This is a genomic window from Leifsonia sp. TF02-11 (assembly GCF_017565305.1).
Classification (GTDB): domain Bacteria; phylum Actinomycetota; class Actinomycetes; order Actinomycetales; family Microbacteriaceae; genus Leifsonia.
Map to the genome: position 1 here is coordinate 95,894 of NZ_JAGEKP010000010.1, position 22,514 is coordinate 118,407.

At 70.1% G+C, this 22,514-nt stretch carries 26 protein-coding genes; 18 read left to right on the plus strand and 8 right to left on the minus strand.

What is annotated here, in order from left to right:
• Positions 1 to 61 precede the first annotated feature (61 nt).
• Together JNB50_RS14560 and JNB50_RS14565 are read left to right on the plus strand one after the other, a co-directional pair.
• Positions 62 to 307, plus strand: a complete 246-nt coding sequence (locus JNB50_RS14560) for a hypothetical protein (protein WP_208040891.1) — start codon at positions 62 to 64, stop codon at positions 305 to 307.
• A gap of 52 nt (positions 308 to 359) precedes the next feature.
• The gene (locus JNB50_RS14565; protein WP_208040892.1) at positions 360 to 1,754 is read left to right on the plus strand and encodes an MFS transporter; all 1,395 of its coding nucleotides are present in this window, start codon (positions 360 to 362) and stop codon (positions 1,752 to 1,754) included.
• 53 nt (positions 1,755 to 1,807) lie between these two features.
• On the opposite strand, the gene JNB50_RS14570 is transcribed toward JNB50_RS14565, so the two are convergent.
• Positions 1,808 to 2,071, minus strand: a complete 264-nt coding sequence (locus JNB50_RS14570) for a hypothetical protein (protein ID WP_208040893.1) — start codon at positions 2,069 to 2,071, stop codon at positions 1,808 to 1,810.
• Between the two features lie 149 nt (positions 2,072 to 2,220).
• Between JNB50_RS14570 and JNB50_RS14575 the strand changes: the two genes are divergently transcribed.
• Complete coding sequence (locus JNB50_RS14575; protein WP_307794728.1) at positions 2,221 to 2,712, plus strand: MarR family transcriptional regulator; 492 nt, start codon at positions 2,221 to 2,223, stop codon at positions 2,710 to 2,712.
• A gap of 48 nt (positions 2,713 to 2,760) precedes the next feature.
• On the opposite strand, the gene JNB50_RS14580 is transcribed toward JNB50_RS14575, so the two are convergent.
• Entirely contained in the window at positions 2,761 to 3,825 is a 1,065-nt protein-coding gene (locus JNB50_RS14580) for a nitronate monooxygenase family protein (protein ID WP_208040894.1), read from the minus strand.
• Between the two features lie 171 nt (positions 3,826 to 3,996).
• On the opposite strand from JNB50_RS14580, the gene JNB50_RS14585 reads away from it, so the two are divergent.
• The 6 genes from JNB50_RS14585 to JNB50_RS14610 all read left to right on the plus strand — a co-directional run bounded on the left by JNB50_RS14585 (position 3,997) and on the right by JNB50_RS14610 (position 8,053).
• Positions 3,997 to 4,665 carry an alpha/beta family hydrolase gene (locus JNB50_RS14585; RefSeq protein WP_208040895.1) on the plus strand — a complete coding sequence of 223 codons (669 nt, stop codon included), beginning with the start codon at positions 3,997 to 3,999 and terminating at the stop codon, positions 4,663 to 4,665.
• Between the two features lie 177 nt (positions 4,666 to 4,842).
• Positions 4,843 to 5,172 (plus strand): PadR family transcriptional regulator, encoded by a 330-nt coding sequence (locus JNB50_RS14590; protein WP_307794729.1) that lies wholly within the window; start codon positions 4,843 to 4,845, stop codon positions 5,170 to 5,172.
• 1 nt (position 5,173) lies between these two features.
• Positions 5,174 to 5,545 (plus strand): DUF1048 domain-containing protein, encoded by a 372-nt coding sequence (locus JNB50_RS14595; RefSeq protein ID WP_208040896.1) that lies wholly within the window; start codon positions 5,174 to 5,176, stop codon positions 5,543 to 5,545.
• The gene (locus JNB50_RS14600) at positions 5,545 to 6,354 is read left to right on the plus strand and encodes an ABC transporter ATP-binding protein (RefSeq protein WP_208041029.1); all 810 of its coding nucleotides are present in this window, start codon (positions 5,545 to 5,547) and stop codon (positions 6,352 to 6,354) included. Before JNB50_RS14595 ends, JNB50_RS14600 begins: the two co-directional genes overlap by 1 nt.
• A complete protein-coding gene (locus tag JNB50_RS14605; protein WP_208040897.1) occupies positions 6,354 to 7,130 on the plus strand; it encodes an ABC transporter permease in 777 nt (258 codons plus the stop codon). The genes JNB50_RS14600 and JNB50_RS14605 overlap by 1 nt, the downstream gene beginning before the upstream one ends.
• A gap of 86 nt (positions 7,131 to 7,216) precedes the next feature.
• On the plus strand, positions 7,217 to 8,053 hold the full coding sequence (locus JNB50_RS14610) for a LysM peptidoglycan-binding domain-containing protein (protein ID WP_208040898.1): 837 nt from the start codon (positions 7,217 to 7,219) through the stop codon (positions 8,051 to 8,053).
• 10 nt (positions 8,054 to 8,063) lie between these two features.
• Here JNB50_RS14610 and JNB50_RS14615 read toward each other — a convergent pair whose 3' ends face one another.
• Entirely contained in the window at positions 8,064 to 8,630 is a 567-nt protein-coding gene (locus tag JNB50_RS14615) for a GNAT family N-acetyltransferase (RefSeq protein ID WP_208040900.1), read from the minus strand.
• Positions 8,631 to 8,731: 101 nt separating this feature from the next.
• Between JNB50_RS14615 and JNB50_RS14620 the strand changes: the two genes are divergently transcribed.
• Positions 8,732 to 9,274, plus strand: coding sequence for a DapH/DapD/GlmU-related protein (locus JNB50_RS14620; RefSeq protein WP_208040902.1), 543 nt, complete (start codon positions 8,732 to 8,734; stop codon positions 9,272 to 9,274).
• 120 nt (positions 9,275 to 9,394) lie between these two features.
• Positions 9,395 to 9,994: a hypothetical protein gene (locus JNB50_RS14625; RefSeq protein WP_208040903.1), complete on the plus strand. Its 600-nt coding sequence runs from the start codon at positions 9,395 to 9,397 to the stop codon at positions 9,992 to 9,994.
• Positions 9,995 to 10,028: 34 nt separating this feature from the next.
• Here JNB50_RS14625 and JNB50_RS14630 read toward each other — a convergent pair whose 3' ends face one another.
• On the minus strand, positions 10,029 to 10,367 hold the full coding sequence (locus tag JNB50_RS14630) for a hypothetical protein (protein WP_208040905.1): 339 nt from the start codon (positions 10,365 to 10,367) through the stop codon (positions 10,029 to 10,031).
• 67 nt (positions 10,368 to 10,434) lie between these two features.
• A complete protein-coding gene (locus JNB50_RS14635) occupies positions 10,435 to 11,769 on the minus strand; it encodes a hypothetical protein (RefSeq protein WP_208040907.1) in 1,335 nt (444 codons plus the stop codon).
• A 127-nt stretch (positions 11,770 to 11,896) separates the two neighbouring features.
• Between JNB50_RS14635 and JNB50_RS14640 the strand changes: the two genes are divergently transcribed.
• On the plus strand, positions 11,897 to 12,562 hold the full coding sequence (locus tag JNB50_RS14640; RefSeq protein WP_208040909.1) for a TetR/AcrR family transcriptional regulator: 666 nt from the start codon (positions 11,897 to 11,899) through the stop codon (positions 12,560 to 12,562).
• The gene (locus tag JNB50_RS14645) at positions 12,534 to 13,670 is read left to right on the plus strand and encodes a glycosyltransferase (protein ID WP_208040911.1); all 1,137 of its coding nucleotides are present in this window, start codon (positions 12,534 to 12,536) and stop codon (positions 13,668 to 13,670) included. Before JNB50_RS14640 ends, JNB50_RS14645 begins: the two co-directional genes overlap by 29 nt.
• An 83-nt stretch (positions 13,671 to 13,753) precedes the next feature.
• Here the strand turns inward: JNB50_RS14645 and ychF are convergent, their stop codons facing one another.
• On the minus strand, positions 13,754 to 14,827 hold the full coding sequence (gene ychF / locus JNB50_RS14650; protein ID WP_208040912.1) for a redox-regulated ATPase YchF: 1,074 nt from the start codon (positions 14,825 to 14,827) through the stop codon (positions 13,754 to 13,756).
• A 33-nt stretch (positions 14,828 to 14,860) separates the two neighbouring features.
• Positions 14,861 to 15,607 (minus strand): class I SAM-dependent methyltransferase, encoded by a 747-nt coding sequence (locus JNB50_RS14655; protein WP_208040914.1) that lies wholly within the window; start codon positions 15,605 to 15,607, stop codon positions 14,861 to 14,863.
• A gap of 135 nt (positions 15,608 to 15,742) precedes the next feature.
• Here JNB50_RS14655 and JNB50_RS14660 point away from each other — a divergent pair, with 135 nt between their 5' ends.
• The 3 genes from JNB50_RS14660 (at position 15,743) to rmuC (ending at position 19,471) form a co-directional block, all read left to right on the plus strand.
• A complete protein-coding gene (locus tag JNB50_RS14660; protein ID WP_208040915.1) occupies positions 15,743 to 16,324 on the plus strand; it encodes an exonuclease domain-containing protein in 582 nt (193 codons plus the stop codon).
• A gap of 180 nt (positions 16,325 to 16,504) precedes the next feature.
• Positions 16,505 to 17,944 carry a sugar porter family MFS transporter gene (locus tag JNB50_RS14665; RefSeq protein ID WP_208040917.1) on the plus strand — a complete coding sequence of 480 codons (1,440 nt, stop codon included), beginning with the start codon at positions 16,505 to 16,507 and terminating at the stop codon, positions 17,942 to 17,944.
• Between the two features lie 93 nt (positions 17,945 to 18,037).
• Complete coding sequence (gene rmuC / locus JNB50_RS14670) at positions 18,038 to 19,471, plus strand: DNA recombination protein RmuC (protein WP_208040919.1); 1,434 nt, start codon at positions 18,038 to 18,040, stop codon at positions 19,469 to 19,471.
• Between the two features lie 89 nt (positions 19,472 to 19,560).
• Here the strand turns inward: rmuC and glpX are convergent, their stop codons facing one another.
• Entirely contained in the window at positions 19,561 to 20,562 is a 1,002-nt protein-coding gene (glpX, locus tag JNB50_RS14675; RefSeq protein WP_208040921.1) for a class II fructose-bisphosphatase, read from the minus strand.
• Between the two features lie 200 nt (positions 20,563 to 20,762).
• Between glpX and fbaA the strand changes: the two genes are divergently transcribed.
• Together fbaA and JNB50_RS14685 are read left to right on the plus strand one after the other, a co-directional pair.
• Positions 20,763 to 21,791 carry a class II fructose-bisphosphate aldolase gene (gene fbaA / locus JNB50_RS14680; protein ID WP_208040923.1) on the plus strand — a complete coding sequence of 343 codons (1,029 nt, stop codon included), beginning with the start codon at positions 20,763 to 20,765 and terminating at the stop codon, positions 21,789 to 21,791.
• Between the two features lie 17 nt (positions 21,792 to 21,808).
• Complete coding sequence (locus tag JNB50_RS14685; protein ID WP_208040925.1) at positions 21,809 to 22,513, plus strand: DUF6264 family protein; 705 nt, start codon at positions 21,809 to 21,811, stop codon at positions 22,511 to 22,513.
• The last annotated feature ends 1 nt before the right edge of the window (position 22,514 follow it).

Here is a 22,514-nt window from a genome sequence, read left to right on the forward strand (position 1 = left end):
ACTTTCGCCGTCCTTCCGCGCGCCGTCAAGTCATCGCCGCGGGCCGGCGTAAAGTCCGGCCATGGACGCTCTCACGCGAACCATCAAAGCGGCACTTCTGTACGAGGACGGCCGCACCCTGGACAGTGTCGTGGTCGTGCCGCTGATCGGAGGCTGTCCGCCGGGCGAGATCCGGGTCGCCACCACCTTCGCCGGCGCTCTCGCATACGACGTGTACGAGTTGGACGACGACGAGGAGTTCTCGTCGATGCCGGCCTACCCGTACCGATCGACCATCCCGCTCACGACCGCCGACCTCGACGACTGACCCGCGGTCGCACCGGCCGACCGTCGTGCCGTCGCGCGCGTAAGGTGGTCGGGTGACCGACGAACGCGCCCGAGCCGGCCGGGCGGTGGCGGCGCTGAGTCTGGGCACGGTGTTGAACCCGCTCAACTCGTCGATGATCGCGGTGGCGCTCGTGCCGTTGCAGCGCGACTTCCAGGTCAGTGTCACGACGGTGACCTGGGTGGTCTCGTCGTTCTACCTCGCGTCGGCCGCCGGGCAGCCGCTCATGGGCCGGTTCGCCGATCGGTTCGGCCCACGCCGCCTGTTCCTGTTCGGCATGCTCGTGGTCGCGCTCGCGTGCGCCGCCACCCCGTTCGCGTCCTCGTTCGCCGCGGTCTGCGCGGGACGCGTCGCCCTCGCCATCGGCACCGCGACCGCCTTCCCGTCGGCGATCGCGATGTTGCGCTCGGTCACCGCGGGCAGCGGGGTGGGCACCCCGAGGCTGCTCGGCCGCATCCAGATCGCGAACACCTCCGGCGCGGCGATCGGCCCGGTGCTCGGCGGCGCGCTGGTGACCTTCCTCGGCTGGCAGGCCATCTTCTGGGTCAACGTTCCGCTCGCGGCGCTGGCTTTCGTGGGGGTGATGGTGTTCGCGCCCGCGGATGCCGCGCGCGATCGGGTGCCCCTGCGGCGCACGGTCGTCGAGTCGGACGTCCCCGGGATCCTGCTCTTCATCACGACGCTCACCGCCCTCCTGGTCTTCCTGCTCGACCTGCACCCGCAGCCGCTGTGGTGGCTGCTGCCGGTCGTACCGGTCGCCGCCGCCCTCTTCGTCTGGCGCGAGCTGCGCACGCGGCACCCGTTCCTCGATCTGCGCCTGCTCGCGGCCAACCGGCGGCTGCTGATGGTCTACCTGTGCTTCGCCGTGTTCAACGTCGTCTACTACTGCGCGTTCTTCGGCCTCCCGCAGTACCTGCAGCAGCACGGCGGCTATTCGGCCGGCATCACCGGGCTGCTGATGTTCCCGCTCGCCGCTGTCACCATCGCCGTCACCCCGCTGGCCGCGCGCGCGATCGAGGGCGTCGGGCTGCGGCCGACCCTGCTCACGGGAGCCGCCGCGCTGGTCGTCGGCGCCGCACTGCTCGCGTTCGCGGCCGCGACCACGACGCCATGGGTCGTGCTGGTGCTGACCGCGGCACTCGGCATCCCCTACTGCGTGGTGAGCATCGCGATGAACCAGGCCCTTTACTCCGCCGCCCGCCCACAGGATGCCGGCGTCGCCGCGGGCATCTTCCAGACCTCTCGCTACGTCGGCGCGATCGTGGCGACGACCGTGCTCGGCCTGCTCTTCAGCGCGGGGACGACCGCGGGAAGCTGGCTCGCCGTCGTCTCCGTGGCCGGCGGACTCGCCGTCGTACACCTGTGCCTGGTGGTGTTCGCACGCCCGCGCGGCCGAGCCGGAGGCGCCACCGAGGCCGCGCCCTCGTAGAGCACCGCCCAGGAGCGGGCCCGTCGAGGGACGACTGGACCAGTGCCGGCTGCCTACCTCGTGCCGTCGGCCGCCTGGCCGTGGTGAACGTCGTGATCCGCTTTGGGATAGTTCCCGATGCGTTGTCGGGTGCTCCGCACGATCGGGGGCTTCCCCTCACGTTGCGAGCCCACATAGGCGCCCGCGATCTCGGTGTCGGGTCCAGAGTGGCCCTCGCCCTCGGTGTACTGGCCGTGGACGGCGCGACCTCCCGCCGTCTCCGGCTCGGCCTGGGTGTACCGGCCCTCGACCGCATCGCGTTCCTGCGCTTCGACCATGTCGATCGCCTCCTTAGTTGCGACAGCGCAATTATCCCTCGTCCTGGCCTTGCACGGAAGGGCACGGAAGGGCACTCGAATGCGGTGCGTACCGCGGTCACGGCCTCGCCTCCGTGCGCGTGACCGGCGTAGGAGGGTAGAACTGGAGGGTGAGTCACGACGACCAGCGCACCAGAGACGTCGATGCCGCCCTCCAGGCGGCGGACGTGATGATGCGCGTGGCGGCCAGGTCGGTCTCCGAGGTGGAGGACATCGTCACATCGCCGCAGCTGCGCGTTCTGGTCATGATCGCGACGCGCGGGCCGCAGACCCTCGGCAACGTCGCGACCGAACTCGGCGTTCACGCATCCAATGCCACCCGCACATGCGAGAAGCTGGTGCGCGCCGGCCTGATCCACCGCGCCGAGGATCCCGCCGACCGTCGCTTCGTCCGCGTCGCGCTGACTCCCACTGGGGCGGAGCTGGTCGAGCGGGTCATCGGACACCGCCGCTCCGCCCTCGCGGAGGTGCTGGCCCAGATGGACCCCCACGAACGGAGCGTCGCGGTCACGTCGTTCCAGGCGTTCGCCCGTGCGGCCGGCAACCTGCCCGACGCGGACGGGCGGTTCACGCTGATCCTGCCGGGAACGGCGGGGGTCTAGGCGGCACTCCGGGAGTGCCTGCAAAGGGATCGTCGGACCTCCACGGGATCACATCCCTTCAGGCACCCCCGCCGCGAGCTCCGCGAACACCTCGGCCGCATCGTCGTACCGTGAGAGGCCGGCGCTCTGGCCCATCCAGAGCGACAGCAGCTCCGGGCGGTCCCCCTGCTCCTGCGCCGCGCGACGGAACACCCCGGTCAGGATGTTCTGCAGCGGGAAGGTCGCGCCGACCCCACTCTGCTCGATCGCCCGCACGGCATGATTCGGGAGGCCGCGCGCGACCCGGCCGCTCATGGCGCGCGTGAGCACCGTGTCGTTGGCCAGCGCGGTGCGGATGCGCGCGCGATGGGCGGCGGGAGCAGCGGACTGCGTCGTAGCGAGGAACACCGTTCCCGCCTGAACAGCCGACGCGCCCAGCGCGAACGACGCGGCCACGCCCCGGCGGTCGGCGATCCCGCCGGCCGCGATCACGGGGATGCCGACCGCGTCGACGACCTGCGGGATGAGGGAGAGCCCGCCGACCAGGCTCCGCTCAGACTCGAGCAGGAACGAGGGTCGATGTCCGGCCGCCTCCGCCCCGGACGCGACTACGGCGTCCACGCCACCGGCCTCCAGCGCCCGCGCCTCGGCGACCGTCGTCGCCGCGCCGACGACGGCGATCCCGCGGCGGTGCGCCTCCTCGACCACGTCGGCCGACGGCACGCCGAACACGAAGGAGAGCGCAGCGGGCCGCGCGTCGAGGGCGGCCTCCAGCTGCTCGTCGAACGCAGGCAACGGCGCCACGGGCCACTCGGGAGGCCGCACCCCGGCTTCCGCGTACAGCTCGGCCATCCCGGCGACCGCGCGGTCGAACTCGGCGCGGTCGAAGCTGTCGGCTTCGTGTTCGCCCGCCTCCCGGTGCGGCAGCCAGAGGTTCAGGGCGAACGGCCGCTCGGTCCGCGCGCGGAGCTCTGCGGCGACGGCGCGGATCCGGTCACCGCCGTAGCCGTACAGCCCGAACGAGCCCAAACCTCCCGCCTCGCTCACCGACGCGGTCAGGTCGACGGACGAGAGCCCGCCGAACGGGCCCAGCACCACCGGCACGTCGATTCCCAGCTGGCTGGTCAGACTCATGCGAATGTCTCCGATCCCGGCACGGGCGCACCGACAATTCATTGCGCGATCGCAAATGCTTGCGTACCGCCGAGTATATCGGCGCGGCGTCGCAGACCCACCCCGGACGTTGATGCGTCGGGCGCCCGTTCGAGGATGCGGCGGGAGCACGACACCCGCTAGCGTCGAGTCGTGGATGTGGACGTTCCGACCTCCGCCGGGCCCGGCCGGCTTGTCGTCGCGCCCGCGGAACGTCCGCGCGCCCTGCTCTGGCTCGGCCACGGCGCGGGAGGCGGTATCGGCGCGGCCGACCTGACCGCGCTCGCATCCACCCTGCCCACCGTCGGCGTCACGGTCGCGCGGTACGAGCAGCCGTGGCGGGTCGCCGGCAAGCGCGTCGCCTCGCGCCCTGCCGCGCTCGATGTCGCGTGGCTCGAGACCTCGCCCGCCGTCGCGGAACTCGCGGGCGGCCTCCCCGTCATCGTCGGCGGACGCAGCGCCGGCGCCCGCGTCGCGTGTCGCACCGCCGCCGAGACCGGAGCTATCGCCGTCGTGTGCCTGGCGTTCCCCCTCCATCCGCCCGGCCGCCCCGATGTCAGCCGCCTGGCGGAGCTGCTGACACCCTCCGTCCCCGTGCTGGTCCTGCAGGGCGACCGCGACACCTTCGGCAGCGCCCACCTCCTGCGCGCCGAGGTGGAGGCCGCATCGGGCGACCGCGCGAACGTGAGAATCGTGCCCGTGCCCGGCGCGGACCACGGGATGAAGACGCTCAAGGCCTCCCCACTCACAGCCCGCGACGTGCGCGAGCTGGTCGCATCGACGACCGTCGCGTTCGTCGACGAGGTGCTCGCCACCGCGTAGCTCGTCCCCGAGGGGCACGTCGTTGTCCCTTTCGCGCGCCGAAAGGGACAACGACGTGCCCCTCGTCGTGCGCTCGCGCAACTCGCGAGAAAAGTTGCTATTTGGTGTTGCTAAGTACCGGTACTCGGCGTTACTATCTAGTGGTAGTCAACAGCACTGAGTAGTTAGGAGGAGGTCGTGGGCAAGCAGACCACGGAGATGCTCAAGGGCACGCTCGAAGGCATCGTCCTCGCCATCCTGTCGACCCGGAGCGCGTACGGATACGAGATCACCTCGTGGCTGCGCGACCAGGGGTTCGACGACATCGCCGAGGGCACCGTGTACGCCCTGCTCGTCCGAGTGGAGCAGCGCGGCCTCGTCGACGTGGAGAAGGTCCCCTCGGAGAAGGGACCGCCCCGCAAGGTGTACTCGCTCAACGCAGCGGGACGCGAATACCTCGAAGAATTCTGGAGGACCTGGAGCTTCCTTGCAGAACGGCTTGAACAGCTCCGAGATGGAGGCAAGTGAAATGGCAGCGAAGTGGATCGAGCTGGTCACCGGATCACTCGAGCAGAAGAAGCAGTACCGGCAGCTCAGGGCCCGCCTGGAGGCTCTCCCCGAGCCCTACAACAGCGTGGCCAAGGCGGTCAACCGCTACCTCATGTACAACGGCGGCATCGTCGACGGCGACACGATCATGACGATGATGGGCGACTTCGTCGACCTCTTCGAGCGTGCGGCCACCGACGGCACCCCGATCCGCGAGATCGTCGGCGACGACCCGGTCGAGTTCGCCGACGAGTTCGCCGCCGCCTACGTCGGAACGCGCTGGATCGATAAGGAGCGCGCCCGTCTCACCGAGGCCGTCGAGGCGGCCGAACGAGCCCAGGAGAAGGAATGATGACCCCGACCACGACAGCCGCCCCTGCCATCCAGGTGCGCGGCCTCGAGAAGTCCTACAAAGATCTGAAGGTGCTGCGCGGCGTCGACTTCGAAGTCGAGAAGGGCACCATCTTCGGCCTCCTCGGCTCGAACGGAGCGGGCAAGACCACCGCGGTGAAGATCCTGTCGACCCTGCTCAACAGCGACGCGGGAACCGCGACCGTCAACGGGTTCGACGTCGCCCGGCAGGCCGACGACGTGCGGAGGTCGATCAGCCTCACCGGGCAGTTCGCCGCCGTCGACGAGATCCTCAGCGGACGCGAGAACCTCATCCTGGTCGCCCGCCTCCGTCACCTGAAGAACCCCACCCAGATCGCGGACGACCTGCTGGCCCGCTTCGCGCTGACCGACGCCGGCGGCCGCAAGGTCAGCACCTACTCGGGAGGCATGCGCCGCCGGCTCGACATCGCGATGAGCCTCATCGGCGAGCCACCGGTGGTGTTCCTCGACGAGCCGACGACCGGGCTCGACCCGCAGGCGCGCCTCGAGGTCTGGGACACGGTCAAGCGGCTCGCCGGCCGCGGCACCACCGTGCTCCTCACCACGCAGTACCTCGACGAGGCCGAGCAGCTCGCCGACCGCATCGCGATCCTCCACGAGGGCCGCATCATCGCCGACGGAACGCTCGCCGAGCTCAAGCAGCTCCTCCCGGCCGCCAAGGTCGAGTACGTGGAGAAGCAGCCCAGCCTCGAGGACGTGTTCCTCGCCATCGTCGGGCCGTCGGCCTCCACCGAGACCGCCGCCCCCGAACCCTCGAAGGAGTCCTGATGTCCACCGCAACATTCGTCGCAGACACCGCGGTCCTGACCGGCCGGTCCATGAAGCACATCACGCGCAGCCTGGACACCATCATCACAGTCACGATCACACCGATCGCCCTCATGCTGCTGTTCGTGTTCGTCCTGGGCGGCGCGATCAGCACCGGACCGGACTCCGGTTCGTACGTGAACTACCTGTTGCCGGGGATCCTCCTGATCACGATCGCCTCTGGCATCTCGTACACGTCCTACCGGCTGTTCATGGACCTCCGGGGCGGCATCTTCGAGCGCTTCCAGTCCATGCCGATCGCGCGTTCGAGCGTCCTCTGGGCGCACGTGCTCACGTCGCTCGTGTCCAACATGATCTCGGTCGTGCTGGTGGTGCTCGTGGCGCTGCTGATCGGCTTCCGGACCGGCGCGAGCGTGCTCGCCTGGCTGGGCGTGGCCGGCATCCTGGTGCTGTTCACCCTGGCGCTGACCTGGGTGGCCGTCATCGCCGGCCTGTCGGCGAAGAGCGTGGACGGCGCGGGAGCGTTCGCCTACCCGCTGATCTTCCTGCCCTTCATCAGCTCGGCGTTCGTGCCCACCAGCACCATGCCCGCCCCGGTGGCCTGGTTCGCCGAGCATCAGCCGGTGACGCCGATCGTCGACACGATCCGGGCGCTCTTCGCCCAGCAGCCGGTCACCGGCGACATCTGGATCGCACTCGCCTGGTGCGTCGGCATCCTCGTCGTCGCCTACGGTTTCGCGACGGCGATCTACCGGCGTCGGATCAGCCGCGGGTGAGCCGGACCTCCCTCCCCCGGCGCAGGAACAGCCGTCGACTTCCGAGTCGACGGCCGTTCCGCGTTTCGTGTCGGTATGCTCGCGCCATGGGGAATCGTGGGGGCGTCGTGCGCACGGCGTCCATCGTCGCCGCCACGGCCATCGCGGCGTCCGTCGTCACGGGGTGCACGCTGCTGACGCGGCCCGCCTCCGAGTCGACGCCGACGCCGACGGCGAGCGCCGAACCTGTGCCGCTTTCGCAGCAGTTCCCACACACGCTCGTGGCGGGCCAGATCCTCGCGACAGGGAAGCTCGCCGCGGTGCCCCACGACCCGATCGACGACCCTCGGGCGACGGATCCACTCACCGGCGACGTGCGAATCGTCGTCGACACGACACTGCGCCTGGAGGTGCGCGTGCGCCCCGATCACCCGGTGCACGTCGATCCGGACGACCCCGGACTGGAGCTCACCAGCGACCGCTACGACGGCGGCCCCGCAGCGGTCCAGGACAGCCGTTATCAGCTCGGTTTCGGAGTCGGCGAGAAGCCGCAGACGGACCCCGACGGCGAGCTCGTGTTACCCGTGATGCCCGGCACCCGGCAGGATCTCGGCGACCTGAGCTACTTCCACTCGCTGGTCGAGACCGTGCCAGGGGACGAGCGGGCCGTCGCGGCTGCCGCTCTCACCTGGACCACGCCGCCGCCGTTCCCCGGCCTCCACCCGGCCGACGGCGGCGCCATCCCCTTCGCCCGCGGAACGGCGATCGTCGACGGCGGCACGCTGACCGGCTATGTGCCCAACCCGTACGACACCCTGTTCGCGGTCTCGCAACGATTCGGCATCCGCGTGGTCGAGTTGATCTATCTGAACCCGTGGCTCGGCTACATCGACCCGCAGCTGAGGAGCGGGGTCGAGATCAACCTGGATCCGGCACGGCGCTGAGACGGGACCCTCAGCCGAGGGCTCGGCGCATGATCCAACGGACGCTGCCGCCGGAGTGCGCATCGGTCGCCTGCAGGCGGCTGAACCCGTGCTTCTCGAAGAGTCCGACGGTGCCGACGTAGCCGCTGATCACGTCCACCCGTCCGCCGGCGGTGTCGACCGGGTAGCCCTCCACGAGCGCCGCGCCGTTCCGGCGCGCGTGCTCGACGGCGCCGTCGAGGAGGTCGTGCATCAGCCCGCGCTTGCGGAAGCCGCCGCGCACCACGAAGCAGACGATCGACCACGGGTCGAGGTCTTCGTCGACGTGCGGGATGGTACGCGAGTTCATCAGGCGGCGGTACGTCGACTTGGGTGCAACGGAGCACCAGCCCGCGACCTCCCCGTCGGCGTACACCAGCACCCCCGGGCCCGGCTCGCTCGCGCACTCGTGCTGCATGTACTCGATGCGCTCCGGCATGCCGAGCCGTGCATCGCGGTAGGACATGCACACGCAGCCTCCGCCGCCCGGCTTGCGGGGCACCATGAAGCTGGCGAAGTCGTCCCAGCGACCGGTCGCGGGCAGAACGTCGATGGCCATGGGCCGAGCGTAGCGGGGAGGGCCGACAGTGCGGCGGCCGGGCGCGCAGCACCTTGGCGTGTCCCCACTTCCCGAGGCCGGGAAGGCGAGAGGATCATGGGATGTCCAGCGACCTCCTCATGCGCATCCACTCCCCCGAGTTCCAGGCGATGTCGGAGCGGGTGCTCCGGGCGACCGAGCTGACATCGCGCCTGAACGTGCTGCCGTTCGACGACGAAGCGGGCAAGGCCGCGCTGTTCGAGCAGATCCTGGGGCGGCCCCTGCCCGAGCGGGTGACGATCTACCCGCCGTTCTTCACCGACCACGGGCTCAACCTGGAGCTCGCGGAGCGCGTCTTCATCAACCAGAACTGCACGTTCCTCGACTACGCGGGCATCCGGTTGGCGCCGCGGGTGATGGTCGCACCGCGGGTCACCTTCATCACGGTCGGGCACCCCGTCGACGTGGACGACCGGCGCAGCTGGCTCACCGGCGGCCCGATCGACGTCGCCGAGAACGTGTGGATCGGGGCGGGCGCGACCATCCTCCCCGGTGTCAGCATCGGCCGCGACGCGGTGATCGCCGCCGGCGCAGTGGTGGCGGAAGACGTGCCTGCGGGAACCCTCGTGGCGGGGCCGAAGGGTCGGGTCGTCCGCGAGTTCTGACTCCCGCGCCCGCGATGTGCGGCACATGTGGCGTTACGCGCGCTCCATCGCCTGATGTGGCGCACAGGCGAGCGGACCGGGTAGCGCCACCGGCCTCGCATCGGCGTAGGGTGCGGCACCATGGACGACATCACGAACACGCCGGGAACCGCCCGGCGTCCGCACCGCTCGGAGCTGGCCGATTTCGCCGACCGGCTCCGCGGGCAGCTGGCCGGCCTGCCCATCGGCGAGTACCCCGGCACCATCGCCACGATCGACGCCGGCCACCTCGCCCGCGACCTCGGCACCGGGGTCGCGCTCACCCTCCCCTCGGCCATCGCCACCGGCGACGTGCTGTTCGCGCCCGACCTCAACCCGGCGTTCTTCTACTCCTGGGACGTGCACGCGAACCAGCCGCCGGACTGGTTCCGGATCTCGCTGCGCTTCACGCCGGCGGACCTCGGCGTCACAGAGCCGCGCGCCTACGACATCGCCTGGACGGTGGCGCCGTTCTTCCTCGACCCGGGCGCGGTGGTGACGGTGGAGGCGTCGGCGAACACGGGCGCGGCACCCGCGAGCTGGACGCTCGATCAGCCGCAGGTGCGCACCCTCCACGTCGGCACCGGTTCGATCGAGCCGGACGACACCGTTCACATGGACCTCGTGCGGGCAAGCGCTGAGGGCAGCTGGATCTGGTTGCAGACGACGATCGGGTACGCGCCGTTGACGTCGGAGGGGTGAGGCGGACGATCCTCACGCAGCCCACGCTTCTGCGTCAGAAGTGCGGAACTGCGAACCCGCCCGAGAACAGCACCGCGCCCAGCCCGAACACCGCCAACCCGACGAGAAGCACGTAGGCGAGCAGTCGCACTCCTTCGACCGGCCGACGGCTGAAGGCGGTCACGAACAGGACGGCGGCCGGCACGAGCATGAGGCCGCCGAACGTGAGGGCGGGCGCGACCCGGACGTCGTCGGCGGGGCACGGATACGCGAGCGCGCACACCGTGGGGACCCCCTGAGCCAGCCACATCAGCAGCCAGGTCGCGATCAGTATCCCGATCGCCGGAATGGTCCTCGGGCTGACGCTCGAACGGGTGGATCCGCTTGGTCCCATGGAGTCACTCTCTCAGGTCCGCGGCGAAAAGGGACACCGGCGGCCAGGGGTTCCGGCGCGCCAGCCGTCACATCGGGTCGTTGACGTGGAGGTGGTTGCAGGTGTCCGAGAAGTCCTGGAAGTGGTGCAAGCCCGGTTCGTCGCCGGCTCTCAGCCTGCACTGCCGCTGCCCCAGACCCGAGCCGTAGGGCATGAAGTTGTCGAGCGTGTGGATGAGGGCGAGCGCGTTGCGGTCTGCCCCGTTGGTGCCCTGGCCGCCGAGGCTGTAGAAGTCCACGGCGTGGCCGCCACCGTTCATGTAGTGCTGGGAGTAGATCCCGGCTCCCTCGATCTGGCCGGTGCAGCGCCGGTTGATGTCGCTGACGCCGACGCTCGAGAACATGTGCTCGGCGATCACCATCGCCTGGAGCACCGAGGTGTCGATGCCGCAGTTCGGCACGGAGCGCCCCTCGGCGATCCAGCGGATCTCGAAGATGTGGTCGGGATACGAGCCGACGAGCTGTCCCGAGTCGACGTAGCCCATCAGCTCCTGCGCGAGGGCCTGGGCGTCGGAGGAGATCGGTCCCGCGTCGCCGGCCTGGGCCCGGGCGCGGGCCGCTGCGGCAGCGGCGGCGGCAGCAGCAGCCCGGGCGGCGACGCCCGCCTGATATTGCTGCTCGGTGATCGCGGTGGCGCTCGTGAGGGAGGCGAGTTGCGCCTGGAGTTCGCCCTCGTGAGCGGTCTCCACCTGCAGAGCAGCGATCATCTGCTTCTGGGCCTCTGCGGCCTTCTCGGCTTCCGCCTGGGCCTTGGCCGCGAGCACGGTGAGCTCGTCCTTGGCCGCTGTCGCCTGGGCACTCGCCGCCTTCGCGAGGTTGTCGTCTTGCGCCGCTCGGGAGTAGATGCCGTTGATGGTGGCCGTCAGCTTGCCGATGCTGCTGAGGCGGGAGAGCAGCGCGTCCGTATCGCGCGAGCTGCCCGTGAGCAGCGTGCCCGTGAGATTCATGTCGCCGGACCGCGCCACCTTCTCGCCGACCACGGCGGCCTCGCGGCGCGACGCCTCCGCCTTGGCTTTCAGAGCGGTCGATCGGGCGGCGAGGCGGTCGGCCTTGTCTTTGCCGACAGCGAGCGCTGCCTGAGCGACCTCGTTCTCCTTCTCGCGCTGGATGGCGAGCTCCTCGGCCGCCTTCGTCTGCGCGGTGAGGGTCTGGACCAGGTTCGTGATCGCTGTGACCTCCGCCTGCTTGGCCGCTTCGCTCGAGCGGGCGGCCTGGACGTCGGCCCACGACGGATAGTTGTCCGCGTACGCCTTCGGGGCGGCCAACCCGCCCCAGGCGACGACGCCCGCGACGACGATGCAGATCGCGACGAGCCTCCAGCCGCGAACGGCGGAGAGCGACAGTGCCGGGCGGCCTGGAGACATGAGGGGTCCGAATCGTGGTCGAGGGTGGGGGTACGCGGGCGACCCCGTCCATCGACGCTAACCCGCGAGACGATGGCACCGCGCCGCAACACGCCGGATGCGGGGGACCATTTCATGTGAATCCCCATTGACATCAATATCCGTTTTGGCGTTAATAGACATCAACATGAAAACTTCGCGAGCCTATGAGATGCGCGCCAGGGCAGAACAGACGGAACTGACCCGGCGGCGAATCCTCGACGCCACGGCCGCGGTGGCAGCCGAGAAACCGATCCTCGCGGTGGCGCTGCCCGACATCGCTGCCCGGGCGGGAGTCTCTGTTCAGACGGTGCTCCGGCAGTTCGGGAGCCGAGACGGCCTCTTCGATGCGACGAGCGAGCACGTGCGCGCCGATGTGATCGCCGAACTCGAGGCGCCGCCCGGCGATCTCGACGCGATCATCGAGGTGCTGATGGCGCACTACGAACTGCGCGGGGACGACGTCCTCATGTTGCTCGGGCAGGAGCGGTGGGAGCCGCGCGCTGCCGAGATCACGGACGAAGGGCGGAGGATGCACCTGGCGTGGGTGCAGAAAGTCTTCGCCCCCTGCCTGCCCGACGACGCCGACGACTACGAGGCGGTCATCGACCTCCTCATGGTCGCCACCGACGTCTACACCTGGAAGATCCTCCGCCGGGACCGCGGCCTCAGCATCGAGGAGACAGCGCGGCTCGTTCGCCGCATGATCGATCACGCTGTCGATCACACCCTGCAAAGGACCGAGAATGTCGACCATCCTCTTCGTCACCATTGACGCCGGCGGCAACGTACCGCCTGCCCTCGCCATCGCTCGCGAGCTGGAGGCGCGCGGGCACCGCGTCGTCTTCCTCGCTCACGCCGGACAGAAGGGGGTGGTCGAGGGAGCCGGTTTCGGGTTCACGGCGTTCGCCGAGACACGTGCGTGGGACCATTCGAAACCGTCCTCTGCCGTGCGCACCATTTCCGACTATGCGTACGCGGCGTCCAGTCGTCGCATGACCCATGACTTCCTCACCGCCGCCCGCACGGTGAAAGCCGACCTGGCCGTCGTCGACTGCATGCTTCCCGGGATCGTGGCCGCAGCTCGCACGGTCGGCCTCCCCTGCGCGGTGTTGTTCCACAGCTTCTACGCGTTCTGGAACGGCCCGTGGGCCAACGGACCCGTGGGCCGGCTCGCTCAGCTGCGCGGCGCCAACGCACGCAAGGCCTGGGCTGGGGCCGATCTCGAGATCGTGGCCAGCGATCCGCTCCTCGACCCGGCGAGCGGCGCCGCCACCCCGCGCCGGGTCTGGACAGGGGTGGCCGAGACGGCCACCCCGCACGGAATCCGCACCGACGACGTCGACGCCGAGGCGCGCAAGCGGATCCTGGTCAGCCTCAGCACCCTCTGGCTGCCCGGCCAGGTGGAGGTGTACCGCAACATCCTCGCCGCACTGGGCGACCTGCCGGTGGATGCGATCGTGACCACCGCAGGACAGGCCGCACCGGACGATCTGAACGCCCCGCCGAACGTCACCGTCGTCGGCTACGTCGACCACGCAGAGATCCTCCCCACCGTCGACCTGGTGATCAGCCACGGCGGTCACTCCACCACCATGAGGGCGGCCATCAGCGGCATCCCCGTCCTCGTCATCCCGATGCACCCGCTGATCGACCAGCCGCTGATCGGCGCAGCGGTACAGAAGACGGGCCTGGGACTGACGCTCGGCAAGAAGTCCACGTCCGATGAGATCGGCGAGGCCCTGACTACGATCCTGGGCACGCGAAGCTATGGGCTGGCAGCCGCCCAGGCGGCCCAGCGGCACCGAGCCGCGGGAGGTGCGGCGGCGGCAGCGGATGTGTTGGTTTCCCTGCTGGCATCTCGTGCCGCGACCCGGTCATAGCGAGGACGTGACTCGTCGTCCTGGGCTGGCGGGGAGCTGCCGCCTGTTGCAGCAGGACGCCACGACAGTGCGCCCCGCTTCAGCTATACGTTGAACCGGAACTCCACCACATCCCCGTCCTGCATCACATACTCCTTCCCTTCCATCCGCGCCTTGCCGCGCGAACGGGCCTCGGCGACGCTGCCCGCGTCGACGAGGTCGTCGAAGGAGATGACTTCGGCCTTGATGAAGCCCTTCTCGAAGTCGGTGTGGATGACGCCTGCCGCCTGGGGGGCCTTCCAGCCCTTGTGGATGGTCCAGGCGCGCGACTCTTTGGGGCCGGCCGTCAGGTAGGTCTGCAGGCCGAGGGTGTCGAAGCCGATGCGGGCGAGCTGGTCGAGGCCGCTTTCCGTCTGGCCGGTGGAAGCCAGGAGTTCGGCGGCGTCGGCGGCGTCGAGGTCGATGAGCTCCGACTCCAGCTTGGCGTCGAGGAAGACCGCCTGGGCCGGCGCGACCAGGGCGGCGAGCTCCGCGCGGCGGGCGTCGTCGGTCAGCACGTCTTCGTCCACGTTGAACACGTAGATGAACGGCTTCGCGGTGAGCAGGCCCAGTTCGCGGATGGGCTCGAGGTCGATGCTGGAGGTCGAGAGCGGCTTGCCGTCGTTCAGGTACGCGATCGCCTCGCGCGCCGTCTCCAGGACGACGGGCTCGAGCTTGCGGCCCTTGACCTCCTTCTCGTAGCGCTGCTCCGCCTTCTCGAGGGTCTGCAGGTCGGCGAGGATGAGCTCGGTGTTGATCGTCTCCATGTCGCTCGCGGCGTCCACCTTGCCGGCGACGTGCACGACGTCGGGGTCGGAGAAGCCGCGCACGACCTGCGCGATCGCGTCGGCCTCCCGGATGTTCGCGAGGAACTTGTTGCCGAGGCCCTCGCCCTCGCTCGCGCCCTTCACGATGCCCGCGATGTCGAGGAACGACACCGGCGCCGGCAGGATGCGCTCGCTGCCGAAGAGCTCGGCCAGCTTGTCCAGGCGGGGGTCGGGCAGGTTCACGACGCCGACGTTCGGCTCGATGGTCGCGAACGGGTAGTTCGCCGCGAGGGCGTCGTTCTTGGTCAGCGCGTTGAAAAGGGTCGACTTGCCGACGTTCGGGAGTCCGACGATACCGATAGTGAGAGCCACGGTCGTCCATTCTACGGGCGGCCGCGGCCGCGTTCAGCCGCCCAGCGTGGCCCGGTAGCAGCGGGTGACGTACGGGAGCTCGATCGTCTCGGCGCCGGCGAGGTCGGGATGTTCGGCGTGGAGGCGGCGCAGGGAGCCGATGACCGCCGCCTGCGTGTCGGGGTCCTTGGTGATGAAGTAGCTGCGCGAGCGCGCCAGATCGAGCAGCCCGTCGAGCGTGAGCGCCTGCACCCAGCGCACGTCGATGCGCTCCAGCGGGCCGAAGGGAGGCCCGACCGCGGGGTCCTCCTCGTCGCCGGACACGGCCTCCCCCGAGCCCATCAGCTCACCGAGCTCGCGCACCCACTCGATGCTCTCGTCGCGGTCGTTCCAGACCAGGCCGAGCCTCCCGCCCGGGCGCAGCACGCGAGCGACCTCCGGGACGGCCACCGTCGGGTCCACCCAATGCCACGCCTGCGCAGCGACCACCAGCCCCGCGCCGGCGTCGGGCAGCGGGAGGCTCTCACCGCTGCCGAGCCGGGTCTCGGCCTCCGGCACCCGCTCGCTGAGCACCTCCAGCATCTGCGGCGACGGGTCGACGGCGACGACCTCCAGACCACGGGCGACCAGCGCGTGCGTCAGCTTGCCGGTACCGGCGCCCAGGTCGACGACAGGACCATCGACACCGTCGGTCAGCCAGGCCACGGCGTCCGCCGGATAGTCCGGTCGCGACGCGTCGTAGACCCGCGCCGCCCGGTCGAACGACCGGGCGTGCGCCTCCCGCTCCCGCCTCTCCTGCATACCGCGACCCTACCCCGGCATTCCGAGGCGCCGCGAAGACGCAGACCGTCCGCATGCTGGACGGTCCGCCACGGATTTCGGGAGTACTCGGCGGTGCGCGCGGGCGACGTCGGTGGGCCATGCGAGCATTCAGGCGTGCCCCTGGACTTCACCGCCATCGACTTCGAGACCGCGAACTCCTCAGCGGCCTCCGCGTGTTCGGTCGGGCTGGTGAAGGTCCGCGACGGCCGGGTCGTCGACCGGGCGAGCTGGTTCATCCGGCCGCCGCTCGGGCACGACCTGTTCCAGGAGTGGAACGTGCGCATCCACGGGATCCGACCGGAGGACGTCGCCGGGGCGGCGGGCTGGGTCGACCAGCTGGCCGACCTCGTGGAGTTCGCCGAGGACGACCACCTCGTCGCACACAACGCCGGCTTCGACATGGGCGTGATCCGCGCGGCCTGCGCCGCCACGTTCGTCTCCTGCCCCGAGTACCGCTACCTGTGCAGCCTCCAAGTCGCCCGCCGCACGTACCACCTGGAGTCGTACCGCCTCCCGGTCGCGGCGATGGCTGCGGGGTTCGAGGACTTCCACCACCACGACGCACTCGCCGACGCCGAGGCCTGCGCCGCGATCGTGGTGCACGCCGCCCGCAGGCACGAGGCGGCGACGATCGACGACCTCGCGGCGCTCACCGGCGCCCGCATCGGGCGCATCGGGATGCCCGCGGCGGCGTAGCAGCGCCTTCCGCACCCACCTTGACACCAGCAGGACACTCGGCGCCCCCGCGCGCCCGCACGCGTCCTCATCCGACGACCCGCTCGAGTACCGCATCTAAACCTCAGGAATGCAAGCGTTGCAACTTCCCGCATCTGGTTCTAATGTCCAGACATAGCAACAAGACGCGAAGGAGCGCTCATGACCGCATCCCCAGATCCTCGAACGACGACGTCGGCGCCGGCCGCGCGCGCCGACCCGCCCCACGCCGACGACCCACGGGCGCGGAGATTCCTGCGCAGGATCGCCGTGCTGGCCACCTTCGGCGGCCTCCTGTTCGGCTACGACACCGGTGTGATCAGCGGCGCCCTCCCGTTCATGCAGTTCGACCAGCGCCCGCTCACCCCTCTCGAAGAGGGGACCATCGTCTCCTCCCTGCTCTTCGGCGCCGCCCTCGGATCGTTCCTCGGCGGCCGCATCGCGGACCGGCGCGGCCGTCGCCGGCTCATCGCCGCCCTCGCCGTCATCTTCTTCGTCGCGGCGCTCGCCTGCGCGTTCGCACCGACGATCGGCGTGATGATCGCCGCCCGGTTCGCGCTCGGCCTCGCCGTAGGCGGCGCCTCCGTCGTCGTCCCGATGTACCTCGCAGAGCTCTCCCCCGCCGCGCGCCGTGGGCGCATCGTGACCCAGAACGAGCTCATGATCGTCTCGGGCCAGCTGGCGGCGTTCGTCGTGAACGCCGTTCTCGCCGCGGTGATCCCCGAGCACGCGGCCGTGTGGCGCTGGATGCTGGTGGTCGCGTCGCTGCCCGCCGTCGTGCTGTTCTTCGGGATGCTCGTCGTGCCGGAGAGTCCGCGCTGGCTGATCCTGCACGGCCGTTTCGCCGAGGGTGTCGCCGTGCTGCGCCGCATCCGCGCGGAGGAGCAGGCCGAGCGGGAGGCCGCCGAGATCCGCAGCCACGACGAGCGCGCCGTGCGCACCCCGCTGCTGCGCGAGCTCGCGGTGCCGTGGATCCGACGCGTCTTCGTCATCGGGCTCGGCATCGCGATGGTGCAGCAGCTGACCGGGGTCAACTCGATCATGTACTACGGCGTGCAGATCCTGCAGCGCTCCGGATTCGACCAGCAGGGCGCGCTCATCGGGCAGATCGCCAACGGCGTGATCTCGGTGCTCGCGACGTTCGTCGGGATAGCCCTCCTCGGGCGGCTCGGCCGACGACCGCTGCTGATAATCGGGCTGATCGGCACGACCACCTCCCTTCTGCTGGTCGGCGGCGCCTCGGCGCTGCTCGCCGGCTCCCCCGCGCTGCCGTTCGTCGTCCTCTCGCTCACGGTGACGTTCCTGGCCTTCCAGCAGGGCGCCGTCTCCCCGGTGACCTGGCTGATGCTCGCCGAGATTTTCCCGGCCCGCATCCGCGGCGCGGCCTTCGGCCTGGCGGCCCTCGTGCTCTGGCTGACGAACTTCCTCGTCGGGTTCCTCTTCCCGCAGCTGGTGGACGGGCTCGGGATCTCGCCCACGTTCTTCCTCTTCGCCGTCGTCGGCGTCGGCGCTGTGGTCTTCGTCGCCCGCTGCCTGCCCGAGACGCGCGGCCGCAGCCTCGAAGGGCTCGAAGAGGAGTTGAAGGCACGCTTCACGCGCTGATCCGCGGTACGGGGGCGGGCGGGACGGGACGATTTCCCGCCCCGCCCGCCGGCGTTCGCGGCCGGTGTCGGCGGCCCCTGCCACACTGAGGCCATGGACACACTCGCCCTGCTCCTCGGACTCCTCGTGGGCCTCATCGTCGGCGCCGCGGCGGCGGGATTCGCCGTCGCGAAACTGCTGCGCGGCCGGCAGGCGGCAGCCGAGCCGGCCGAGAGTCCCGCGATCGTCGCAGCCCGCCACGAGAAGGAGCTGGTCGAGGTCCGCGCGGCTGAGGCCGCGGTCCAGTCGCAGCTTCGCGCCGAGCTCGCGTCGGCCGACACGCGCGTCGATGCACTGCAGGAGCAGTTGCGCGGCGTGCAGGAGCAGCTGCGCGAGACGGAGGAGCGGCACCGCGCCGAGGCGCTGGCCCAGAGCGAGCGCGAGCGCGCCGAAAGCAAGGTGCTGCAGGCACTCGCCCCGGTTCGGGAGAGCCTCACCGACATGCAGCGCAAGGTCGTCGAACTCGAGACGCAGCGCCACCAGCAGCACGGGCAGCTCGCTCAGCAGCTGCGCTCGGCCGCCGAGTCCGAGGAGCGGCTGCGCAGCACCGCCGAGGCGCTGGCGTCGGCGCTGCGCTCCAACAGCACTCGCGGCGTGTGGGGCGAGACCCAGCTCCGCAGCGTGGTGGAGGCCGCCGGCCTGCTCGAGCGGGTCGACTTCGACGTGCAGTCGAGCATCCACTCGGAGTCGGGGGCCGGCCGACCCGACATGATCATCCGGCTTCCCGGCGGCAAGAGTATCGCGCTCGACGCGAAGGTGCCGTTCAACGCCTACCTGGAGGCCAGCCAGATCCCGGCCACGGCGACCGGCACAGAGGGCGCGCAGCGCGAAGCGCTGCTGAAGCAGCACGTGAAGGCGGTCCGCGACCACATCACCACGCTGGGCAGCAAGGCGTACTGGACGGGATTGGAGTCGTCTCCCGAGCTGGTGATCGCGTTCATCCCGAGCGAGTCGCTGGTCTCGTCGGCGATGGAGGCCGACCCGTCGATCATGGAGTTCGCCTTCGGCAAGCGGGTCGCGCTCGCATCGCCGGTGACACTGTGGTCGGTGCTGAAGACGGTCGCGTTCAGCTGGCAGCAGGACGTGCTCACCCAGGACGCCAAGCAGCTCTTCGATCTCAGCCGCACCCTATACACACGGCTGGGCACGACCGCGGGGCACATCGAGAAGCTGGGACGATCGATCGAGCGAACGGTCAAGGACTACAACGGCTTCGTCGGCTCGTTCGAGCGCCAGGTGTTCCCCGCCGCCCGCAAGCTCGGCACGCTCGACGAGTCCAAGATCATCGGAACGCTCGACGGCATCGAGGAGTCCCCGCGCGAGCTCACGGCGTTCGAACTCGTGAACGAGCTCGAGGCGCAGGCCGAAGCGCGAACCCGGGTGGAGGTCGGCGGCGACGAGGCCCGCGACATGCACGGCATCGACAAGCTCGCCCTCGAAGAGAAGCAGCGCGCCGACGCGCGCGACGCGGAGTCCGGCGCCGCCTGAGCACGCCCAGATCTGCGCCGAATGTTGCGATAGCGACGCTCTATCGGCACATTCGGCGCAAATCGCCGGCGCTCACGGTTCGCCGGCGGTCACAGTTCGTCGGGCGACAGCCACTTCTCGGCGAGGTGGTCGGCGGAGACACGGCGGATGGTGCCCGACTTGGAGCGCAGCACGATCGACTCGGTGCGGATGATCGGGCCCTTGCGGCGCACGCCCTCCACGAGGCCGCCGTCGGTGACGCCGGTCGCGACGAAGAAGGTGTTGTCGCCCTTGACCAGGTCGTCGGCGCCGTAGACGCGGTCCATCTCGAGGCCGGCCGCGATCCCCGCCGCGCGCTCCGCGTCGTCCTTCGGCGCCAGTCGACCCTGCATGAACCCGCCGATCGCCTTGATGGCGCAGGCCGTGGTGATGCCCTCCGGGCTGCCGCCGATGCCGACGCACAGGTCGATGCGCGACTCGTAGCGCGCCGCATTGATGCCGCCCGCCACATCGCCGTCGAGCATCAGGCGGGTGCCGGCGCCTGCCGCGCGGATCTCCTCGATCAGACCCTCGTGCCGCGGCCGGTCCAGCACGGCGACGCGGATCTCGCCGACCGGCTTCCCCTTCGCCTTCGCCAGCTCCCGGATGTTGTCGCCGATCGGCTGCGACAGGTCGACCACCCCGCGACCCTCCGGCCCGGTGACGATCTTGTCCATGTAGAAGACGCTGGAGGCGTCGAGCATCGTGCCTCGGTCCGACACCGCGATGACCGAGAGAGCGTTCTGGCGCCCGGCGGCGGTGAGGGAGGTGCCGTCGATCGGGTCGACGGCGATGTCGCACGCCGGTCCGCGGCCGTTGCCGACGTGCTCGCCGTTGAAGAGCATCGGGGCGTTGTCCTTCTCGCCCTCGCCGATCACGATCAGACCGTCGAAGTTCACCGTTCCCAGGAACTTGCGCATCGCGTCCACCGCCGCACCGTCGGCCGCGTTCTTGTCGCCGCGCCCGATCCAGGGCGTCGCCCGGATGGCGGCGGCCTCCGTCGCCCTCACCAGCTCCATGGCCAGGTTCCGATCGGGGTGCAGGAAGAGGGTTGCGGTGTCGGTGCTGGTCATGATGGGTCCTCCCGGACGAATCGAGGTGGACGCCGCCGAAACCGAACGACGGCGTCAGCCGCCGGACGACGGCGATGCCAGTGTATCCACGCGCGGTCACCGCGTGCCCCCACCCGGGTGAACGTTCATCGACAGCAGGCCGCGCGTGCCGCCTCGGTATGATGAGACCCGTTCGACACACCGATCCTCAAGGAGCCGCAATGCCCATCGCCACGCCGGACCAGTACGCAGAGATGCTCGACAAGGCGAAGGCGGGCGGGTTCGCGTATCCCGCGTTCAACGTCTCGTCGTCGCAGACCATCAACGCGGTACTCCAGGGCCTCACCGAAGCGGGCAGCGACGGCATCATCCAGGTCACCACCGGTGGCGCCGACTACTTCGCGGGCCAGACGGTCAAGGCGCGCGCGACCGGTGCGCTGGCGTTCGCGAAGTTCGCCACCGAGGTCGCCAAGAACTACCCGATCACGGTCGCGCTGCACACCGACCACTGCCCGAAGAACGCCCTCGACGACTTCGTGCTGCCCCTCATCGCCGCCTCCGAGGAGGAGGTGCGCGCCGGCCGCAACCCGATCTTCCAGTCCCACATGTGGGACGGCTCCGCCGTGCCGCTGGCCGAGAACCTGGAGATCGCGCAGGAGATGATCAAGCGCACCAAGGCCATCAACGCCATCCTCGAGGTCGAGATCGGCGTCGTCGGCGGCGAAGAGGACGGCGTGCGCCACGAGGGCTCCAACGAGGCCCTCTACACGACCCTCGGCGACGTGGAGCAGGCCGTGGAGGCGCTCGGCCTCGGCGAGAACGGCCGCTACATGGCCGCGCTGACCTTCGGCAACGTGCACGGCGTCTACAAGCCGGGCAACGTGAAGCTGCGTCCGGAGCTCCTCAAGGAGATCCAGGACGGCCTGGCCGCCAAGTACGGCACCGGCCCCAAGCCGCTCGACCTGGTCTTCCACGGCGGCTCCGGCTCGACCGACGAGGAGATCGCGGAAGCGGTGCGCAACGGCGTCGTCAAGATGAACATCGACACCGACACCCAGTACGCGTTCACGCGCTCCGTCGCCGGCTACATGTTCGAGAACTACGACGGCGTGCTCAAGGTCGACGGCGAGGTCGGGAACAAGAAGGCGTACGACCCGCGCGCCTGGGGCAAGGTCGCCGAGACGGCGATGGCCGCCCGCGTGATCGAGGCCACGCAGCAGCTGGGCAGCGCCGGGCACTCCGGCAAGTAGTCCAGAAGGCAGGGGGGATGAGCGAGCACGAGCCGGAGAAGCGGCCGGACGAACGTCCGCGCCCCAAATACGGCGAGCTCGCTCCTCCCGGCTGGGTGTGGCGCCCGCCGCAGGACGCCGACCGCTTGGACACCACGCACCACAGTCCGGCGGCCTCGGAGGTCGAGCAGCACCCGCCCGCGCCTCCGCAGCCTCCTGCGGGGCCGGGACACGACGGTCACGGGCCGTACCGTCCCGGCCCGCAGCTGCGGGCCGACGCTCCACGCTGGAACGTCACCTTCACCGTTCTGCTGCTGGTCATCGGGTTCTTCGGCATGTCGTACTCGATCATCACCTTGCAGGGGGTGCCCGCCGGAATGGCGGTGCTGCACTCGACGCAGAATCTCGGCGCGTACGTGCAGGACCCCTCGGTCGCGCCCCTGATCACCGGGGGCTCCATCGCGATGGCGGGCTTCTGGGCGATCTCGGCCGGTCTGTCTGTCTGGCTCCTGGTGCAGAAGCGGATGGCGTTCTACGTCCCGCTGATCGCGGGCGTCCTCGCGCTGGTCACGCTCTTCGTGATCCTCGGGATCATCTTCTCGACCGACCCCGTACTGCTCGACTTCTACAGTGGGATCTCGCCGACCCCGGCGCCGAGCTCGCCGCTTCCGACGAGCCCGACGCCGACACCAACACCGACGCCGACACCCACCACGACGGCAGGGGTATCGGCGTCCGCCTGAA